This window comes from Streptomyces sp. NBC_00322 (assembly GCF_036147535.1).
In the GTDB taxonomy this organism is placed as follows: Bacteria; Actinomycetota; Actinomycetes; order Streptomycetales; family Streptomycetaceae; genus Streptomyces.
Map to the genome: position 1 here is coordinate 2,485,359 of NZ_CP108019.1, position 19,064 is coordinate 2,504,422.

Here is a 19,064-nt window from a genome sequence, read left to right on the forward strand (position 1 = left end):
CGGCTCCACCCCTGGGTGGGCGGGCCGTCGTCAGGCGTCGATCCGCGAGCGGTCCAGCGTCGCCGCGGAGCTGGTGATGAACTCCTTGCGGGGCGCGACCTCATTGCCCATGAGCAGGTCGAAGATCTGCTCGGAGGACTCCAGGTCGCCGATGTTGATCCGGCGCAGGGTGCGGTGACGCGGATCCATGGTGGTCTCCGCGAGTTGGTCGGCATCCATCTCGCCGAGGCCCTTGTAGCGCTGGATGGAGTCCTTGAAGCGGACCCCCTTGCGCTGGAACTCCAGCAGGGTCTGGCGCAGTTCGCTGTCGGAGTACGTGTACACGTACTTGTCCTGGCCCTTCTTGGGCTGGACCAGCTCGATACGGTGCAGCGGCGGCACCGCGGCGAAGACCCGGCCCGCCTCCACCATCGGCCGCATATAGCGCTGGAAGAGCGTGAGCAGCAGACAGCGGATATGGGCGCCGTCGACATCGGCGTCGACAAGCAGGACGATCTTGCCGTAGCGCGCGGCGTCGATGTCGAAGGTCCGGCCCGATCCCGCTCCTATGACCTGGATGATCGCGCCGCACTCGGCGTTCTTGAGCATGTCCGAGACGGACGACTTCTGTACGTTGAGGATCTTGCCGCGGATCGGCAGCAGCGCCTGGAACTCGCTGTTCCGGGCGAGCTTGGCGGTGCCGAGCGCGGAGTCTCCCTCGACGATGAAGAGCTCACTGCGCTCCACGTCGTCGCTGCGGCAGTCGGCGAGCTTGGCGGGCAGCGAGGAGGTCTCCAGCGCCGTCTTCCGGCGCTGCGCGTCCTTGTGCTGGCGGGCGGCGATGCGGGTGCGGGCTGCGGCGACGGCCTTCTCCAGCACCGCCCGGGCCTGCGCCTTGGCGTCCCGCTTGGTGGAGGTCAGAAAGGCCTTGAGTTCCTTGGCGACGACATTGGCCACGATCCTGTTGGCCGCCGAGGTGCCGAGGACTTCCTTGGTCTGGCCCTCGAACTGCGGCTCGGCCAGCCGGACCGTGACCACGGCGGTGAGGCCCTCCAGGGCGTCGTCCTTGACGATGTCGTCCTCGGCGACGCGCAGCAGCTTGGCGGAGCGCAGTACCTCGTTCATCGTCTTGGTGATGGAGCGCTCGAAGCCGCTCACATGGGTGCCGCCCTTGGGGGTGGCGATGATGTTGACGAACGACTTCACGGCGGTGTCGTAGCCCGTGCCCCAGCGCAGGGCGATGTCGACGCCGAGCTCCCGGGTGACCTCGGTGGGGGTCATATGGCCGCGGTCGTCGAGGACCGGGACGGTCTCCTTGAAGGTGCCCTGTCCGGTCAGCCGCAGCACGTCGCAGACGGCCTTGTCCTGGGCGAGGTACTCGCAGAACTCGCTGATGCCGCCGTCGAAGCGGAAGGTCTCCTCACTCTTGCCCTCTCCTTCCAGGTCCCGCTCATCGCGGACGACGATGGTCAGGCCGGGGACCAGGAAGGCGGTCTGGCGGGCGCGCTGGTGGAGGTGCTCCAGGGAGAGCTTGGCGTCCTTGAGGAAGATCTGCCGGTCCGCCCAGTACCGCACGCGCGTGCCGGTACGGGTCTTGGGGACTCGCTTGCCCTTGAGCAGGCCGTTCGCCGGGTCGAAGGGAGCGTCCGGGCCCGACTCGGTGAAGATGCCGGGGACGCCGCGGCGGAAGCTGATCATGTGCGTCGCGCTGTTGCGGTCGACCTCGACGTCAAGGCGGGCCGAGAGGGCGTTGACAACGGACGCGCCCACGCCGTGCAGACCGCCGGACGCCGCATACGAACCACCGCCGAACTTGCCGCCGGCGTGCAGCTTGGTCATCACGACCTCGACGCCGGAGAGGCCGGTCTTGGGCTCCTTGTCGATGGGGATGCCCCGGCCGTTGTCCTTGACCTCGACGGATCCGTCCTCGTGGAGGATCACGTCGATGTGGTCGCAGTGGCCGCCCAGAGCCTCGTCGACGGAATTGTCGATGATTTCCCAGAGGCAGTGCATCAGGCCGCGGCTGTCGGTGGACCCGATGTACATTCCGGGGCGCTTGCGGACCGCCTCGAGCCCCTCGAGTACGAGCAGGTGCCGCGCGGTGTAATTGGACCCGTCACGGTCTGCGGTCAGTACCGCACTGGACGGCACGGACGTTTCGGCGGTCACGCGGTTCGCTCCTCGCTGAATTTGAGATGTGGCCCGGTGGGGTAAAGGCCCGGCGTCGGTCGCCGGTCAGAGCGTACCGAGGCCTGGTAGAGCCGATGTAACGCCACCCTCGTGATTTCTCATGCTAGTCCAGTCTCGTATAGGTGTTCGATCCCTCGATGGAGTGACGTGCACATCACGTTCCCTTCCAGGCATGAACCATTTAGGCTCCGGGCACGTCCTCATGAACAACCGGCAACCCAGCCGGGAGGGCCAAACGAGACAAGCAACGCGAAATCCGTAGAGCGAAGCAATACGGCTCATTCGCCGCCAACCGGCAGCAGACAGCCACCTTGACCAGAAGTTTCGAGGAAAAGCCACGAGCGGGAACGTTTTCGGCCTGGTTGGATGTTGACCCTGGTACGACAGCTCGTCGAGCTAGAGAAGAGGCGACGTGACTACTGTTCTGACCCCCGCGAGCCCCCTGACGGCCGCAGACCGCTGCGACCGCTGCGGCGCCCAGGCGTACCTGCGCGTCGTCCTGACCAGCGGCGGTGAGCTGCTCTTCTGTGCCCACCACGGGCGCAAGTTCGAGCCGGAACTCAAGAAGATCGCCGCGGAAATACAGGATGAGACCGACCGACTCACGGCCGTCCCGGCCGCCGCCGGTGAAGAGGAACACTGACACCTCGCATCCCACGACGAGCCAAGAGCCGGTCCCGGACCGGCTAACGGGCGGCCGCCCCTGAATACCAGGGGCGGCCGCCCGCTCTCATACCGTGACCGCGACAGCGGTCCGATGCTGTGCCTTCCTCAGTCCGACGGCACGGCCACCGCCGAGATCCGCGTGTACACCCCGGGGCTGCCCGCCAGCCCGCAGCCGCTCCCCCAGGAGACCAGGCCGATGAGCATCCCGCGGGCCACCAGCGGCCCTCCACTGTCCCCCTGACAGGCGTCCCGGCCGCCGCCGGTGTCTCCTGCACACAGCATCGTGGCGGCCACGTAGCGCCCGCCCAGTCCGCCCGGATAGGCCTGTCCACACGCCTGGTCCGAGAGCACGCTCACCTGCGCGGCCCGGAGCGAGGAGGAGTAGCTGCCGTCGCCTTTCGTATCGCCCCAGCCGTAGACCGTGGCGCTCGTGCCCGGCTCGTACGCCGGATCACCGGCGCCCGCCAGGCGGATCACGTACGAGGCGGGCAGCGCCTCGGCCAGCGTCAGCACTGCCATGTCCGAACTGTTGGTCAGCGGGCTGTACTGCGGCGAGACCCAGCTGTCGCTCACCGCGATCTCCCGGCCTTCGACGCCCGTCAGCTCGGAGCGCCCGGAGATGACCCGCAGATCCCGGACCTCTCTCACGTCCTGGCCGAGCACGGTGCGGCTCAGACAGTGGGCGGCGGTCATCACCTTCGTCGGCGCCACCACCACGCCGCCGCAGAATTGACCCGCGCGTGTTCCCCCGAACCGGTCACGGCTGGCGAGTGCGACGACCCAGGGGGCCTCGATGGTGGTGACCGGATCGCCGCCGACGACCACGCTGTCGGCGCCGGCGGGGACGGGCGATACCAAGGGCGCCACAGCCGCCGCGGCGACAAGCGACAGTGCCCCGGTCAGGGCTCGAGCGAGGGAACGACGCATACGGCCTCCTGACTCTGCGTTGAAGTAATTCCACCCAGAGTCAGTCACCTCACACCCGCCCGCACCCGCGACATGGCGAAGGGCCCGGTCCCCTGACGGGATCCGGGCCCTTCGGCGTACTTCTACGACCGGTCGCGTACCACTGCGACCTAGTCGAGGTAGTCGCGCAGCACCTGCGAACGCGACGGGTGGCGCAGCTTCGACATGGTCTTGGACTCGATCTGACGGATGCGCTCACGCGTCACGCCATAGACCTTGCCGATCTCGTCCAGGGTCTTCGGCTGGCCGTCGGTGAGACCGAAGCGCATGGAAACCACGCCCGCCTCACGCTCGGACAGGGTGTCGAGCACCGAGTGCAGCTGCTCCTGCAGAAGCGTGAAGCTGACCGCGTCGGCCGGCACGACCGCCTCGGAGTCCTCGATCAGGTCACCGAACTCGCTGTCGCCGTCCTCGCCGAGGGGGGTGTGCAGCGAAATCGGCTCGCGGCCGTACTTCTGGACCTCGATGACCTTCTCGGGGGTCATGTCGAGCTCCTTGGCCAGCTCCTCCGGGGTGGGCTCGCGGCCCAGGTCCTGGAGCATCTGGCGCTGCACGCGCGCGAGCTTGTTGATGACCTCGACCATGTGCACCGGGATACGGATGGTGCGGGCCTGGTCGGCCATGGCGCGGGTGATCGCCTGACGGATCCACCAGGTGGCATACGTGGAGAACTTGTAGCCCTTGGTGTAGTCGAACTTCTCGACCGCGCGGATCAGACCGAGGTTGCCCTCCTGGATCAGGTCCAGGAAGAGCATGCCGCGGCCGGTGTAGCGCTTGGCCAGCGAGACGACCAGGCGGAGGTTGGCCTCCAGCAGGTGGTTCTTGGCGCGGCGGCCGTCCTCGGCGATGATCTCCAGCTCGCGCTTCAGCTTCGGCGCGAGCTTGTCGGAGTTCGCCAGCTTGTCCTCGGCGAACAGACCGGCCTCGATGCGCTTGGCGAGCTCGACCTCCTGCTCGGCGTTGAGGAGGGGAACCTTGCCGATCTGCTTGAGGTAGTCCTTGACCGGGTCGGCGGTGGCACCGGCGACGGCGACCTGCTGGGCGGGCGCGTCGTCCTCGTCGTCGTCGGAGAGGACGAAGCCCTTGCTCTCGCCCTCGGCCTCTTCCTCTTCGCCCTTGCCACCGGGCTGGACCTCATCGAGCGGCTCTTCGCCCTCGGTGGCCTCGTCGGTGTCCTTCTTGCCCGTGGTCTTCTTGGCCACGGTCTTCTTGGCGGCGGTCTTCTTGGCCGCCGTCTTCTTGGCCGCTGTCTTCTTGGCGGCCGCCTTCTTGGCAGGCGCGGTTGCCGTGACCTCTTCGTCGGCCTGGACGTCGACGGTCTCGGCCGTCGGCGCCGCGGTGGCCGCGACGGTCTTGGCCGTGGCGGTCTTGGCCGCGACGGTCTTGGTGGCGGTGCGCTTTGCCGGGCTCTTCGCTGCGACGCTCTTGCGGGCGCGCTTCGGCGACTCCGCGGCACTGACCATCAGCGTCACACCCTCTTCCTCGAGGATCTGGTTGAGGCTGCGCAGAACATTCTTCCACTGGGTTGGCGGAATCTGGTCAGCCTCGAAGGCCCGACGCACGTCATCGCCGGCGATCTGCCCATCAGCCTTTCCCCGCTCGATGAGCGCCATCACAGACTCGGACTCGGCGATCTCCGGCGGGAGCGTACGGGATGTGCTGGCCGACACGAACAACCTCTCGGAACGATGGAAACGGCTTCCGGCCCCGCCCATGATCGGGCCGGAGCCGACGACCACCAGGCTGCGGATGTGCCGGTGGCGCGGGGCTGAGCCTCGGAATTGCACAGCGCCCTGAATGGCGGCTGTATTCCCTCTTCGGCTGTCACCTCTTAGGTCATCGCACTGTTTCGAGGAGTGTTACGCCCAATCCACGTGGCCCGAGTCACACCTCATTTACGACGAAGCGGCCAAATGGGGACGTTCACGACGCAATCGTGCCGCCGGATCCCGTGGAATCCGGCGACACACGATGCGTACGCCTCCGTACTTCCTGACCGCGTCCCGCTCCCGCGCTCAGTGCTCGCGCGGCGCAGGGACGACTCGCTCCACTTCCGGGTGAACGGTGAGCAGTTGACGCATGGCCGATTCCGCGGCGTGCGCGTCGCCGGTCGCGAGTGCGTCGGCGATCCGCGCGTGATGGGTGAGAGAGGCCTCGGTAGCGCGGTCACAGCCGGTGACCGGGCCGCCGGAGACCTGGAGGGCCGCGGACACGATCCCGGAGAGGTGCTCCAGCATGCGGTTGCCCGCGAGCTGGATGAGGAGGGAGTGGAACTCCGCGTCCGCACGGGAGAAGGTGATTCCGTCACCCTGAGTGAGGGCGTGGTTCATGATCTCGACCATGTCTGCGAGCCGCTGCTGGATGTCCTCACGGCCGTGCCCCGCGGCGAGGCGGGCGGCGAGCGGTTCGATGGTCCAGCGCAGCTCGCTCAGCTCCCGGCGCTGGTCGTCACGCTGCGGGCCGAACGCGCGCCACTCGATGATGTCGGGGTCCAGCAGGTTCCAGTCGCTGACCGGACGGACCCGGGTGCCGACATTGGGGCGGGCGCTGACCAGCCCCTTGGCCTCGAGGACGCGCAGCGACTCCCGCACGACGGTGCGGGAGACCTCGAAGCGCTGGCCGATCTCCTCCGGGACGAGCGGGCGATCGGCGCCCAGGTCTCCCGAGACGATCATCTGGCCGAGCTGCTGGACGAGTTGGCCGTGCAGTCCGCGGCCCCGGCTGCCTGCCGCGCGGCGGCCGACCCGGCCCAACTCGGCGTCGGCGCCTTCCCAGGAGGGTGGGCCGACGCGGTCGGCGCCGTGCGCCTCCGCGTAGGGGTATCGGTCGAGTTCGCCCGGGCCGGCGAGGCCGGACTCGGCGGGGCGGGCGGCGGTCATCATGGTGTGCGCAAGGGTACTCACGCATCCTTTGTCGGCGTGGCTCCGGCGGCCCTTGAGGTCTTTGGTGAAAAGCACACGAAAGGGTGATCGGCGCTGGCCTCGCAATTGACGCCTTATCGGAAGGAAACGGGCGCTCTCAAGGGAGTTGTGAACAGATCGCCGAGTCCCGGTCGATCATGATCACCAACGGGCGCTGCGACGAAGGCCCGTGAACAGATATGCACAGATCAGGGCCGACAACGACAACATCAGTGCCGCGCCGACGGGTTGGGCCAGCAGATGCACCCCCGCCATCAGCCATTCGTCGGCCTGCTGCGGCAGCCACACCCAGGTCAGTTCGCGCAGCCTGCCGGGAAGCCCGGCGATCGAACGGACGGACGGAGCGATCAGCGCCTTTTGCACGAGTGGGGCGATGAGGACCGGTACGGCGAGCACGGCGGCCACTCCGGCGGCGGTGACCCTGAACACTCCTGCTCCCAGCAGCCCGGCCCAGGCACATCCGATCGCGAGACCACTCCAACTGGCCATCAGGGCGGGCCAGTTCTGCGGTACGGGGACCGCATCGCCTCCGTACGCGAGGCGGAGCGTCTGGAAGTCGGCCACTGCTACGAGGAGCGCGATCAGCAGGGCGGCCGCCCCGGTCACCGCGAGCTTGGCAAGGAGGAGGCCGAGGCGGCGGGGCACCGTGCCGCGGGCGGCGGCGAGGGCGGGGTAGCGGAACTCCTCGCCGAACGAGAGCGCCCCGAGCAGTCCGGCACCGAAGGCGGCGGGCGGCAGCGGAAGGAACTCGGGCCAGGCGGTGAGCACGGCCGGGAGCGGAGTTCCGCCGGTACGGCCGAGCAGGACGCACAGCGCGGCTGAGGAGACGAGGACGGCGGCCAGAACGAACAGGGCCGTACGGACACCGAGGAGGCGGCGGAGTTCGTAGCGCAGGGGCCTCAGGGGGCTGCGGACGGGGCGCGGCAGGGGGGAGGACTGAGGGGGAACGGGGGGACTGGGGGCTCGCGGGGGATTCGGCGGGTGCGGAGCCTGCTCGGCGGGCGGGGGCTGCTCTTGGGTGGCGGGTGCGGGTGGCGACTGGAGGGCCACCGCAGCGGCGCGCTCGGGCGCGGGGGGCGGCTCGGAGCCCGGCGCAGGGTCAGGTTCGGGGCCTGCGTCTCCCACCTCGTCGGACAGCCGGTGGACGAGTACGCCGTGCCGGAAGGCCGTTTCGCCGATCTCGGCGCAGTTGCTGCCGTAGACGGACAGCAGGCTGCCGCTCTCGGCGACGACCTCGACGGAGCGCTGGGCGGCGCGCGCCTCGCGGGCGACGACGGCGGCCAGGCGGGCGGCTTGTGGGGTACGGACGGCGACGCGGGGGCGGAGTCTGGTGCGGGAGAAGGCGGCCGCGTCCTGGTCGGCGACGAGGCGGCCCGCGTCGAGGGTGACGACCCGGTCGGCGAGGCGGGCGGCTTCCTTGGGGTCACTCGTGGTGTACAGGACGGTGCCGCCATGGGCGGCGTGAGCGCGCAGCAGTCCGTACAGCCAGCTGTTCTCCCGGGGCGAGAGCCCCTTCGCGGGCTCGTCGAGGATGAGCGTCTGCGGATCCCCGAGCAGGGCGGAGGCGAGCCCGAGCCGGCGGTCCATGCCGAGCGAGAGCGTGCCGAGGCGCTCACCGCCGAGGCTCGCCAGACCGACGACCTCCAGCATCTCGTCGGCTCGGGAAGCGGGCATTCCGGCGGCGGCACAGAGCATACGGAGCTGCCCCCGAGCCGTCCGCGCCGGATGACCGGGCACGTCGCCGAGAAGCACTCCGACCTCACGGGCCGGGTGGGCGACGCGGTGAAGAGGGTTCCCCCGGAAGTACGTGACGCCCCGGCCGGCCTCGAGTTGGAGCATCAGACGCAGTGCCGTCGTCTTGCCGGAACCGGCCGCGCCGAGGAGGGCAGTAATGAGGCCCTGCCGGGCCTCGAACGTGACATCGTCGACGGCGGGCGGCTGGTCTCGGCGGTGGGCGCTGGTCAGTCCGATGGCCTGGAGCATCGCTTCTCTCGCGGAAGTTGAGACCGCTCGGCGGCAGGTCGGGTACCGCAGCAAGATAACGCGACATTTAGGACTTTTAGCGCACCGCCCAGGCCCGGGTGTCAGACTTCCGGACGCAGCATCGGGGGGTTGAGCACGGTGGCGCCGCCCGCCCGGAACAGCTGCGCCGGACGGCCGCCCTGACGGGTGGTGGTCCCACCCGCGGGCACCAGGAAGCCCGGAGTGCCGGTCACCTTGCGGTGGAAGTTCCGGGGGTCGAGCGCGACGCCCCACACCGCCTCGTACACCCGCCGCAGCTCGCCGACCGTGAACTCCGGCGGGCAGAACGCGGTGGCCAGCGAGGAGTACTCGATCTTGGAACGGGCCCGCTCCACCCCGTCGGCCAGAATCCGCGCATGGTCGAAGGCGAGCGAGGCGGCTGGATCGTCCTCGCGTCCGAATCCGTTCTCCTGGCCCAGGAGATCCTCGACCGGAGCCCAGCGCGCGCTGTTGGCGTCGCCTCCCGCGCGGGGCGCGGGAAGGTCGGGCGCGAGCACCAAATGGGCCACGCTGACCACGCGCATGCGGGGGTCACGCTTGGGGTCTCCGTATGTGGCCAGCTGCTCGAGATGTGCGCCGTTCCCGGACGCCGGGGATGCGGGGTCGTGCGCGCACAGTCCGGTCTCCTCGGCGAGCTCGCGCGCCGCGGCCGCCGCCAGATCCTCGTCGCCCCTGACGAATCCGCCGGGCAGCGCCCACCGGCCCTGGAACGGCGGCTCTCCGCGGCGTACCACCAGCGCGCAGAGCGCATGACGACGCACGGTGAGCACGACCAGGTCGACGGTGACAGCAAAGGGTGGAAAGGCCGACGGGTCGTAGGGAGACATGCCGTGATCATAGTCGTCTGCCTGACGATAAACACTCCCTTCGCCACGTGCGGCGACTGTTTCTTCATCCACTCCCCCGCCCCTGCCGCCCGCCTGCCTGACACCCCCAACTGGAGGCCGTCGGCGGCCCCCTCCACCACCCCGGGGCCGAGCCTGTTGATCCGTACGGCGAAGGGCTCCCGGGATTGCGGCGGCACGGGGTCGCACGACTTCGCCACGTCGGTGAAGAGCGGAACAGGAGACCAGGTCACGGCCGTCATCTCCCGCTCCTCGTGCCGCGCTCCCCGCTGCGCCTGCTCCCCCGGGCCCCGTCGGCCGGCGCCGACTTCGCGGGGCGTGTTCCCGCAGGCGGAAGAGCCTTCTTACGCATGGGTGGCCGAAGCCTCCGTGGCCGCGGCCGGGACCGGGCCTTCCGTTGCCCGTCGTCACCTCGCCCGCCTTCCACTCCCGCTCCCTCGTCCGGCCCGCCACTGCCGGAGGACGCCCGGGAACTGCCGGCCGCACGCAGACAGCTGCGCACCGTCTCAGGATCCAGGCCCTGGTTGCAGGCCTCATGCAGCAGGCGGGCGAAGACATAGTCCGGGTCGACCCGCAGCGCCCGTCCGAGGGCGACCCTCGCTGCGGGTTCGTCGCCGGTGGACCAGGCGACCCATCCGGCCAGGGTGAGCGGTGCGGCGGCATGCTCGCAGTAGGGCCCGACACAACGGCGGGCGAGCGCCCGCCAGAGTCGCAGCGCCGGACCCGCGTCGGGCCCCTCCATCCATTCCGCGGCCCGGTCCCGGGTGTCCCGGTCCTGGATGCCGAGGATCACGGCAGCGGCTTCGTCGTGAGCGATGAGCCGGTCGTCCGCGACGTCCGTCTCGGCCCAGCCACCGGATCGCGGTGATTCCGCGATGCGCTTCATCAGCCGCCGGGCCAGCGCGAGGGTCTCCGCGGCGACCTGCTCACGCCCGTGTTCGTCAAGGATCCTCGGCACCAGCGTGGCGCCCGCGGTGTCCAGTGCCTTCTCCTGGTCGGCAGCGGGTGGATTGTTCAGGGGCGCGAGCCGTCCCTCCATCTCCCGCAGGGATCCGCGCACTTGGATCCCCGCATAGGCGGCCGCCGCCGCCATTACCGAAGTGCCGGGCAGCGCAAGGGCGCTGCCTTCGGGTGGACAGCAACGGGCGTCGGGGCAGCAGTAGGACCAGTACTGATCGGGGGGTGGCCGCTCACCTGTGATGACTGTCGTAAACGTTCTCTGACCTGCACCGATTGCCACTCGGTGACTCCGGTCGTTTCCGGACAGTTCTCGGTGTCAGGTGTCCCGTGTGTGTCCTGTGGGCACGCCCACAGCATCGGATCCCATTGGCACCAGGCTGGAGCCGCCGACTACGTTCCCCCCATGGACGTCATCGTGCCCATAGCGGGCATTGTCATTGCTACGGTCGCCGTCGTCGTCGCCTGGGTGCAGCTCCGCCGACTGCGAGCCGAGCGTCAAAGGAACTTCTACTTGACACAGCTGGTGGACCTCGCGGACGCGCTCGCCGAATTCGGAGGAGTAGCCCCGCACCGGGTGGACGTACGAGTACGCGTCCTTCCGCCGGACATGGTGCCTGTGGCGCGGGCCTGGGTCACTGAAGGCGACAGGGCCCCGTCGCGCCTCTTCGCGAGGTACGAAGCGGAGCGTGCGGCGGGCGAGGACTGGGGTACCTGGGTTCGGGAACGCGTGCGGGAAGAGGTCAACGGGGCGGTGGCCTTGCTGTTGGCCACGCACGGCCGCTTGCGGTAACGCCCATGGGGCCAGGCGGCGGCGAGCCCTCTGATGGGGGGTGCCGCCGGGTCGACAGGCGGCACTGACACTCGGCTGCCAAGCTGGCATGGGAGGTGTTTCCCATGTCCGTGAGCCATCTTGCGACGCACCTTGACCTCCACATGGTCGGTCCGGAAAACGTCGCCCCGTGCAACACGCCCACCTGGGAGCTGCGCGTCAGAAAGGGCGTGGCGGTATCGGAGGAACTGGGCGGACGAATGCTGCTCCACTTCCTCACCCTGCAAAACCTGGGCGCCTTTCGGGAAGGCACACAGCGGGAGATCTTCACGACCCCCACGCCGTACCCCGAAGAGGAGGTAATCCGATCGTTGGAGTTGCCCGGGGTGGCCTACGCCCGCAAGCACGTGCTCGTCCTTGATCCGCTGATGCTGGATGACATTGCAGGGCCAAGACACGTGGCCTGGGGTAACGGCTTTGAGTACATTTTGCCGGGAGGCTTCACGGCGGCTGCCATAGCATCGAAGTGGGAGGTGGAGCTGTGGTGAGCGTCGAAGGGGCTTACAGCCTGTGGGTGGAGATCGTTCGCCCGGTGGCAAAGAACGCGTTTCAGAAGTTGGCAGGCGACGCGCTCAGCAGATACGAACTGATCACCAACGGCGGAGATCGCCACGGAGCCCTTGAGTGGGTGTTCTACTCCCAAACGACCGCTGACGACCCGATGGACCGCCTAGCAGCCATCGCCGTGATTCCGCACCCTCAGGCCGGTTCAGCCGACTTTGAGTTTTGGTTCGGAGGACGGTTGGGCGATCTCTACGTTCGAAGGCTGTCGTCCTGTCTCTCCATCGAGCACCAGAACATGAACTGGGGCGTCATCACCGACGCACTCAGAGACGCAGCGCTCCAGGCCAACTCCATGACGGAACAAGACCTCATCACAAAGATTCCCGAGAGGTCCCTCTGGTAACCGACCGGTGCCCAGGCCCACGGCCCCACAGCGCCGAAGGTAGACGCTGTGACTACCCGATGAGTGTCGCCCGCCAGAACCTGCGCACGTCCTCGGCGAAGCCGGTGTGCCCGGTCCGTCCGGCGTGCTTCAGCGCCCAGATCTCGGCAGGCAGCCGGTCGTCGTTCGTGGCCCCGGACGCCTCGCCGCACGTCGTACAGGTGGCCTCGAAGATGATGCCCGGGGCTTCCGGTGCCGTCTCCGGCCCGAGGTGCCAGTCCGCCGACCTGATGATCGAACGCGTCACTGGTGGTCTTCCGACAAGTGAGTCCGCAACACGACATTCGCGTCCGACGCCTCGCTGTAGTTCCCGGCGCTCCGGGCGTTCTGCCTGCGCACGGTGATGGACAGGCAGGCTGCACAGCCTGGCCTCGGTGACGGTTCGGGGGTCGGCAGCGGGAGATGCACGGGCGGTGTCTCGGTCGTCTGCTGCATGAACAAGACCGTAGGCAGGGGAGTTGGCGAGCACCATGCCTCTTTCCCGAGTTTTCTCGCGAGCAGGCTTGAGTTGCTGCTGTTTTCTCCCATACCGTGCCTCGTTCCGTAGTACGGAGCCGAGGGAACCGACCATGCTGATCAGATCAACTGCCCCGGAAGAGGAGACCGACCAGCCATGGCTCGTCAGCTACGCTTCACCGGCACAGACAGCAAGGTCGACGGCTGCCCCGCTCTGCACACCGACACCGACACCGGCGAAGTGGTCGTGCAGGGCGCGCCGCTCACCGACCCCCACGACATTGCCCAGTTGCGGCACTTCGGTGCAGGGGAAGCCGCTGTCGTCGTGCCGCGCGAACTGCTCGTGAACTGGGGGCCGAAGGAGATGGAACGGGTGCCGGACCTGGTCGACCGGGATGCCTTCCGACGCCTCTTCGAGAGCTTCGAGCACACCGCCTGGCGTCTGGAGACACGGCGCGGATACGCGTCTGACCGGGAGGACCCCGATTACCGGGCCTTCCTGGAGACGGGCACCGCTCCGTGCGACTTCAGTGAGCCGTGGTTCTTGAACATCCGACGCCAGACGGATGCTGGCAAGAGGGTGGGCCGTGTCCGTGTTGCCGACAACCCGCCCACGCAGGAGCAGTTGTTCCTGCTCGACTACGCCAGGCACAACGCGTCCGTCGGGGAGGACGTGTGCTACCTCTGGCGGGAGGATGCTGATCGGATCGGCCTGCCCGCAGAGGACTTCTGGATCTTCGACTCGCGGATCGTCGCCCTGCTGCACTTCGACGAGGACGACAACCTGCTCAGCATCGAACTGATCACGGAGCCCGCCCAGGTCGTGCGGTACTGCACTGCGCGCGACGCAGCCATGCATCACGCAGTCCCGTACCAGCAGTTCGCCGCGCGGGTGGCGACGGCCGAGTAGCGTGCGAGACCGGTGAGCACTGACTATCAGCAAGCGCGGGAAGCCCTCGGGGCGCGCCTTCGCGAACTGCGCTTCTCGTGCCCTGATGGTCGGCTCACCGGTCAGCAGTTCGCACAGCGGCTCGACTGGCCAGGCTCCAAGGTCAGCAAGCTGGAGAACGGCAGGCAGACGGCCACTCCTGAGGACCTGCGCGCTTGGGCCGAGGCGGCCGGCCAGCCCGAGGTGTATCCCGAACTCGCCTCCCGCCTCAGAGGATTCGAGTCCCACATCAGGTCATGGCGGCGAGCCCTGGCGAACGGATTCAAGCCCGTACACGAAAGCCTGAGCAGGGAGATCGAACGCACCACAGAACTGTGGATGTGGGAAGAGTCGGTGATCGCCGGAATGGTGCAGACGCCCGAGTACGCGCGCCACGTCATCACGCGGTACTCGGAGCTGCTGGCTCCGGCCAGCGACATCGAAGACGCCGTACGGGCCAGGATGAAGCGCCAGGAGTGGCTGTACCAACCCGGCCGTAGGCTGCACGTCCTGATGTGGGAGGCCACGCTGCGCTCACTGATCTGCCCTCCTTCTGTGCTCACCGCGCAGCTCGACCGACTCAGCGGCCTGGTCGGGATGGACACAGTTGAGCTGGGGATCGTGCCATTCGCCGCGACAGTGAAGATCGTGCCCGCCAACGGCTTCTGGATCCTCGATGACCGCCTCGTTGTCGCGGAAGACTGGCACGCGGAGCTGTGGCTGGACGACGCGGACAACGTCGCCCTCTACATGAAGGTCTGGAGGACGCTCCGCGAGTCCGCGGTATACGGGGCAGACGCCCAGCGCGTGATCAGCCAGGCACGTCACTGCATCCCCTGACATCTCCTGACGGCCGCATCACCAGCTCCGCCAGCACCAGCGCCAGCCGCCGTCGCCTACGGGGGTCCTGTCTGCACACACCCGCGAGGAAGTGGGAGGCCCCGCCGGTGAGTCGGCCCGCCCTGCCCCTTGCTTACGGCCCCCCGAGGTTGGCAGGGTCGCCGCTGTCCAGATCCCGTATCAACGCGCCGAGTTGGTCGTGTGTTGCGGTGAGGCGGCAGCAGAGTACGAACCGCTCAGCGCGGGTGACCTTGACTCCCTCCCCAGCGTCGAGCCGGGCGATCAGACCCGTGATGACTGCGATGGCGGCGCCCAATTGGGCGTGGAGCCGTATTTCAGCCGCGATGGCTTCTACGTCGGTGTTCATCACGACTCCAACTCCGCCTGTTCGGCCCGTGCTTCACGCATGCGCTGCTCGTACTCGCGCTCCAGTGCACCCAGAACTGACCGGGCACGCGACAACTTTGACTCAGCGTCGTCCAGCTCCTGCCGGGCAGTTCCTTCGGCCTGGCGGAGCTTTGCCTGCTGACGGGCCGACACGCGGCGCTGCTGGGTGAGGTGCTGACTCCAGTCGCCGTTGACGGGGAAGAACAGCGGCTCACTCGCCCCGGCCTGCGCGGCATCGACCATCGCGGCGAGGTAGGTCTGCTGCGCCATGTCGTATGTGTCGAGGGCCCGCTCGACGGTCTTCGTCGCTTCGGCGATCTGGGGTTGCCATTCGGCCTGGGCGGCTTGCTCGATGAGGCCGGGCGGGTTGGGAGTCGGGGGCTGAAGGTATCCGGTGTGGTACTCGTACAAGCCGTACGTCATACAGTAGTTGCCGATCTCCACGACACGGCAGCCGAACGTTGTACGCGGCCGACCACATTTGGGGCACCCATCGCCGCCTCTTCAATTCCTGCCCCTGCGCGAAGCTTTGAGCCTATCTTTTAACGGCTGCTCGGCGGGATTAAAGGATAGGCATGGACTTTGCGGCAGCAACCTCAGCCCGTCGCCGGGGCAAGCAAGTGAGAGCCAATGGCGGGTAGCATCGCGACCTGGACGTTGTGGAGGACTTCTTCCAGATCTCGTCGATCCTCGCTAGTAGCGTAGATCACCTGACATCCGCCGGCCGCCGCCCTCTCCAGCCGCTTAACGAAGGTAGCGAGGCTTCCACGGTCGGTCTCTTGCTGGCGAGGTTCGTCGAGCATCAGCAGCCTGGCGTGCCGATTTCGGGGTGAGGAGATAGCCGCCTCGAAAAGGGACAGATAATACGCCCACTTCGTCCGGATCATGTCCGAGGCACTGATTCCCATCGACAGATCGAACGTGAGCTCCACCCCGTCATTCACTGGAATTAGGGCTGATTCGTCAATCGACAGGTCGGAAGGCGGAACACTGCGCAGCCCATAGTCCCGAACCTGCGCTTGGAAGCTTGAATTCATCCTAGAAACGATCTGCTGATCCGTGCGACTAAGTGTTCCATCGCGCAGATCAGCTAGCCTGTCACGGACTTCTTGCCAACGAAGCGACAGTTCATCGAAGTACTCATCAGCCTCGTCGGCCAGGTCGAGCAAGCGTTGCGCTCTTTCGATAGAGGACGCGAGAAGAATTTGCTGCTGGACTTGTGCGCGACTCGGAACTGCGGAAGGACCAGCAAGCTCATCTCGAAGCGCTCTAGCTTGTCGCATGGCCCCGTGCAATGCGGCCTGGAGAGAGCTGCGGTTTCGTTCGAGGCCTGCTCTGCGTCGTTCAGCGCTTTGAGTCGCCGCACGAACCGTATCCCTTTCCGCCTCGATCTCCGCGATGGTTTGATCAAGATCGGCTGCGATTCCCGTTGCCGTTTCTCGCCCGTCAAGCAGTTGTCCACAAGTGGGGCAAACATCATTCGACACCGACGTGATCCCCAGTGTGCTGCCGAGACTGCGGAGCTTCCGGAGGTCTGCGAGGCGATTCCGTTCAATATCGAGACTGGCAGAGCGGGTGGCAAGTGCATCGGAGTCCGTGCGCGAGAGATTCAGCTGTTCATCGATAAGTCGGATACGCCCACCAACTTCGCGCACTGAAGTCTCCGCTGCGGACAACTCTTCACGAGCCTGGTGTGTGTGTTCACCCGCCGGCTCGACGCCATCCTGTTCCAGCACGCTTAAGCGCTGGCGCCAAACACCGATCTGACGCTCGAGCGGAACCCACGATTCTTCCTCCATCACCTCGATCACGCAGTGTTGCCGACGAGCAGGCGTGACTGGTGACTCTTGTTGCAGAAAGACGCGACAGTTCAAACTCTTTGCCGCTTCACCGAGGCGATCGCTGGCTGATTGCCACCGCTTCTTGACGTCATCTTCCTCGCTCTTCACCGCAGCCAAAACGGTAAGTCGCTCCAGGGCCGACAACCCAAGGACGTACTCAACAGAGCGCCTTAGGACATCACGAATGCCCAGGTACGTAGGCATCCGAGGAGCAACTCCCGACCACCCCGACTTCTGCTCGACATAGAAGAGCGGAAATAGGGCTTCGAGATATAGTGAAACTTCGGCTGCATTAAACCCCGGGACGGTCGGGAGATCCCAGCCCAAAAACTCGGCCAGCCCTCTATGAAAGCCAAGCTCTCGGAAGGCAGCACCAGGCTGCCGAACGAACATATCGACGCGGCTTGCTCGATCGAGTTCGGCTCGGCTTCCAGCTTTCCACGTCATGATGAGCGATGCATCGACGCCGTCGCCACGCACGAACCGCTTGCATCGCATATGAGTGCCCTGCTCATTTGCGATGGTCAGTGACACCCAGGATTCACGTACCGGCGAACGCCTTCCGTCCGGAAAATCTGCGACCGTGAGGAGCGCTGGGCCAAACGGAGGCTTCCTGCTGGAGGAAAACATTCCTTCAAGCCCCAGGGCATAAATAACTCCCTGCAACAGGGTGGACTTACCGAAACTGTTCGGGGCAGCAATCACATTCAGGCCAGGAGAGAGGTCCGTCTCATAGCGCAGTAGACCTCGGTCGGTCCTGGATGAAATCTCCACATTTACAAGTCGAATACGCACGCTCAAGCCCCCGCTTCCCCACGACTAGCTGCCTTAATAACTCCCAGCCTATCCCACATACCCGAGGTGGAGATTGGCCTTAGAGGAGCAAGGAAGCGCTTCTCTTCCTCTAAGAGTTCAATATCTGCGTTGAGCAGGAACAGATATCTCTGCCCGAGCGAAGTAAGCCCACATCGCACTTTCCCTTTTTGCTCGACGAGCCCATCCGAGTGTGCAATCTTGAGGGCGTCATCAAGTGGCGGGAAGAACTTTCGGAGCGGAGTCTTCTGCGGGTCACTACTCTGCCACGTTGAAAGGAATAGCTCAGCGCTCGCGCGATCGCTTATGGCCCACAGAAGACAGTTCAGCTGTTCTATGGTGGCTGAACTTCCCCTGCAACTGCCGAGAATCAGCACCAGAGCGGTTACCCGCCACCCTGCCCTGCTCGTCGTGGGAACAGGCAAGGGGACACGATGCAACTCAACGGGCGTGAGGGGATTGCGATGTGGGAATTCTTTGAGCGCGACTAGATCCGCCGGCTGCTTTTCCTGATTAATCGACTCGAGAGGGATGCTATCGGGAAGAGTCGACCACATCAGGCCGCCCTCCTAAAACGCAGCGGGCAGCGGATGAGCCAACTGGAGACCGCATGCCAAGCAATCTCCTCACAAAGTACATTGGACAGACCTGGCGCGTCGCTCTTGAGACCCTCCGCCAATCTGCGCACCAGAGTCTCGATCACTTCCGTTCCGGGCTTTTCCATTGCGGAAACAGTCATCGTCAAGGCGTTAAGGACAGACTTGAGCCTCCGCTCTACCGCCGCATAAAGCGGTGGATACTCCACCTTGAGACGCTCCATCTGAGCTTGGCCTCGAAAATAAACTCTAAGCATCCCGTCACGGTAGTCGGTAAGCCACTCTGGATCAGATGCGAGGGAAGGCACCACAGAGAGCTTGGTGGTGACTCGGTCAGCTATCTCGTTACCCTCGCCCACGCTCCATAGCGTTTCATCCGGATCCGGGACATCAAGATGGAGTTCCGTCTCTACCTGCCCGACGAGCCGAGCACGCTCGGGAGCGAACTCCTCATCAGTGATAACCAGCACCTTGAAATCGTCAGCCAGCCACGTCGGGCGCGGCAGGATGGCTGACACGTCTTTCTTCTTTTTCTGCGCATGCTCAACCAGCGAGCGACTGTCAAACTCAGGAGTCATTAGGACCCAAGTATGCAAGCGCACGTCACCAAGGAGGCGACAGGTACCCTCAACGTCATCGCAAAGACGCTTGATGTCTTTCGTGATCTTGCGCTTCTGGGAAGTTGTCTGTGATTCCAGACTGTAAGCCTCTTCCGGGACGTAACACTGATAGCCGACCCCGTCGAAGCGGAAGGCCTCCAAGCCACCGTCGCCGCCATCACGAGCGGGAATGAACTGAATGTTCGAGTCGTAGCGCATCGACAGGAGGCGTCGGCAGTAAACCTCCCATTCGCCCCCGCTCCACTGCTCTCTGATCACT

17 protein-coding genes and 1 pseudogene are annotated in these 19,064 nt (G+C 66.2%); 6 read left to right on the top strand and 12 right to left on the bottom strand.

The annotated features are described in order from the left end of the window. Positions 1 to 30: 30 nt before the first annotated feature. Positions 31 to 2,148, bottom strand: a complete 2,118-nt coding sequence (locus OG905_RS11160) for a DNA gyrase/topoisomerase IV subunit B (RefSeq protein WP_328667581.1) — start codon at positions 2,146 to 2,148, stop codon at positions 31 to 33. A 433-nt stretch (positions 2,149 to 2,581) separates the two neighbouring features. Here OG905_RS11160 and OG905_RS11165 point away from each other — a divergent pair, with 433 nt between their 5' ends. Beyond that, positions 2,582 to 2,812 carry a DUF7455 domain-containing protein gene (locus OG905_RS11165; protein WP_142213264.1) on the top strand — a complete coding sequence of 77 codons (231 nt, stop codon included), beginning with the start codon at positions 2,582 to 2,584 and terminating at the stop codon, positions 2,810 to 2,812. 128 nt (positions 2,813 to 2,940) lie between these two features. Here the strand turns inward: OG905_RS11165 and OG905_RS11170 are convergent, their stop codons facing one another. The 6 genes and pseudogenes from OG905_RS11170 to OG905_RS11195 all read right to left on the bottom strand — a co-directional run. Beyond that, positions 2,941 to 3,762, bottom strand: a complete 822-nt coding sequence (locus OG905_RS11170; RefSeq protein WP_328667582.1) for a S1 family serine peptidase — start codon at positions 3,760 to 3,762, stop codon at positions 2,941 to 2,943. 149 nt (positions 3,763 to 3,911) lie between these two features. Beyond that, on the bottom strand, positions 3,912 to 5,471 hold the full coding sequence (locus tag OG905_RS11175) for an RNA polymerase sigma factor (RefSeq protein ID WP_328667583.1): 1,560 nt from the start codon (positions 5,469 to 5,471) through the stop codon (positions 3,912 to 3,914). 345 nt (positions 5,472 to 5,816) lie between these two features. Next, entirely contained in the window at positions 5,817 to 6,704 is an 888-nt protein-coding gene (locus OG905_RS11180) for a FadR/GntR family transcriptional regulator (RefSeq protein WP_328667584.1), read from the bottom strand. Positions 6,705 to 6,863: 159 nt separating this feature from the next. Then, complete coding sequence (locus tag OG905_RS11185) at positions 6,864 to 8,705, bottom strand: ATP-binding cassette domain-containing protein (RefSeq protein WP_328667585.1); 1,842 nt, start codon at positions 8,703 to 8,705, stop codon at positions 6,864 to 6,866. A 101-nt stretch (positions 8,706 to 8,806) separates the two neighbouring features. Next, positions 8,807 to 9,571 (bottom strand): NUDIX hydrolase, encoded by a 765-nt coding sequence (locus tag OG905_RS11190; protein ID WP_328667586.1) that lies wholly within the window; start codon positions 9,569 to 9,571, stop codon positions 8,807 to 8,809. Positions 9,572 to 9,827: 256 nt separating this feature from the next. Next, positions 9,828 to 10,763, bottom strand: a pseudogene (locus OG905_RS11195) (DUF4192 domain-containing protein); the annotation flags it as partial. Between the two features lie 189 nt (positions 10,764 to 10,952). Here OG905_RS11195 and OG905_RS11200 point away from each other — a divergent pair. From OG905_RS11200 to OG905_RS11210, 3 genes are all read left to right on the top strand, one after another. After that, on the top strand, positions 10,953 to 11,339 hold the full coding sequence (locus tag OG905_RS11200; protein ID WP_328667587.1) for a hypothetical protein: 387 nt from the start codon (positions 10,953 to 10,955) through the stop codon (positions 11,337 to 11,339). 104 nt (positions 11,340 to 11,443) lie between these two features. Further along, entirely contained in the window at positions 11,444 to 11,866 is a 423-nt protein-coding gene (locus OG905_RS11205; protein ID WP_328667588.1) for a hypothetical protein, read from the top strand. Further along, the gene (locus OG905_RS11210) at positions 11,863 to 12,285 is read left to right on the top strand and encodes a hypothetical protein (protein WP_328667589.1); all 423 of its coding nucleotides are present in this window, start codon (positions 11,863 to 11,865) and stop codon (positions 12,283 to 12,285) included. The genes OG905_RS11205 and OG905_RS11210 overlap by 4 nt, the downstream gene beginning before the upstream one ends. Before the next feature lie 52 nt (positions 12,286 to 12,337). Here the strand turns inward: OG905_RS11210 and OG905_RS11215 are convergent, their stop codons facing one another. Then, a complete protein-coding gene (locus tag OG905_RS11215) occupies positions 12,338 to 12,571 on the bottom strand; it encodes a DUF7848 domain-containing protein (RefSeq protein WP_328667590.1) in 234 nt (77 codons plus the stop codon). A 366-nt stretch (positions 12,572 to 12,937) separates the two neighbouring features. Between OG905_RS11215 and OG905_RS11220 the strand changes: the two genes are divergently transcribed. Continuing rightward, the gene (locus OG905_RS11220; RefSeq protein ID WP_328667591.1) at positions 12,938 to 13,690 is read left to right on the top strand and encodes a DUF6879 family protein; all 753 of its coding nucleotides are present in this window, start codon (positions 12,938 to 12,940) and stop codon (positions 13,688 to 13,690) included. A 12-nt stretch (positions 13,691 to 13,702) separates the two neighbouring features. Next, entirely contained in the window at positions 13,703 to 14,548 is an 846-nt protein-coding gene (locus OG905_RS11225; protein WP_328667592.1) for a helix-turn-helix domain-containing protein, read from the top strand. 133 nt (positions 14,549 to 14,681) lie between these two features. Here OG905_RS11225 and OG905_RS11230 read toward each other — a convergent pair whose 3' ends face one another. The 4 genes from OG905_RS11230 to OG905_RS11245 form a co-directional block, all read right to left on the bottom strand. Next, complete coding sequence (locus OG905_RS11230) at positions 14,682 to 14,915, bottom strand: hypothetical protein (RefSeq protein WP_328667593.1); 234 nt, start codon at positions 14,913 to 14,915, stop codon at positions 14,682 to 14,684. Then, positions 14,915 to 15,358, bottom strand: a complete 444-nt coding sequence (locus OG905_RS11235; protein WP_328667594.1) for a hypothetical protein — start codon at positions 15,356 to 15,358, stop codon at positions 14,915 to 14,917. The genes OG905_RS11230 and OG905_RS11235 overlap by 1 nt, the downstream gene beginning before the upstream one ends. 173 nt (positions 15,359 to 15,531) lie before the next feature. Further along, positions 15,532 to 17,550, bottom strand: a complete 2,019-nt coding sequence (locus OG905_RS11240; RefSeq protein ID WP_328667595.1) for a hypothetical protein — start codon at positions 17,548 to 17,550, stop codon at positions 15,532 to 15,534. A 595-nt stretch (positions 17,551 to 18,145) separates the two neighbouring features. Beyond that, the gene (locus OG905_RS11245; protein ID WP_328667596.1) at positions 18,146 to 19,063 is read right to left on the bottom strand and encodes a hypothetical protein; all 918 of its coding nucleotides are present in this window, start codon (positions 19,061 to 19,063) and stop codon (positions 18,146 to 18,148) included. Position 19,064: the final 1 nt, after the last annotated feature.

Coding starts and splice junctions, on each gene's coding strand:
- OG905_RS11230 (WP_328667593.1), bottom strand. CDS start 14,915: ATGAACACCGACGTAGAAGCCATCGCGGCTGAAATACGGCTCCACGCC.
- OG905_RS11185 (WP_328667585.1), bottom strand. CDS start 8,705: ATGCTCCAGGCCATCGGACTGACCAGCGCCCACCGCCGAGACCAGCCG.
- OG905_RS11220 (WP_328667591.1), top strand. CDS start 12,938: ATGGCTCGTCAGCTACGCTTCACCGGCACAGACAGCAAGGTCGACGGC.
- OG905_RS11235 (WP_328667594.1), bottom strand. CDS start 15,358: ATGACGTACGGCTTGTACGAGTACCACACCGGATACCTTCAGCCCCCG.
- OG905_RS11170 (WP_328667582.1), bottom strand. CDS start 3,762: ATGCGTCGTTCCCTCGCTCGAGCCCTGACCGGGGCACTGTCGCTTGTC.
- OG905_RS11190 (WP_328667586.1), bottom strand. CDS start 9,571: ATGTCTCCCTACGACCCGTCGGCCTTTCCACCCTTTGCTGTCACCGTC.
- OG905_RS11200 (WP_328667587.1), top strand. CDS start 10,953: ATGGACGTCATCGTGCCCATAGCGGGCATTGTCATTGCTACGGTCGCC.
- OG905_RS11205 (WP_328667588.1), top strand. CDS start 11,444: ATGTCCGTGAGCCATCTTGCGACGCACCTTGACCTCCACATGGTCGGT.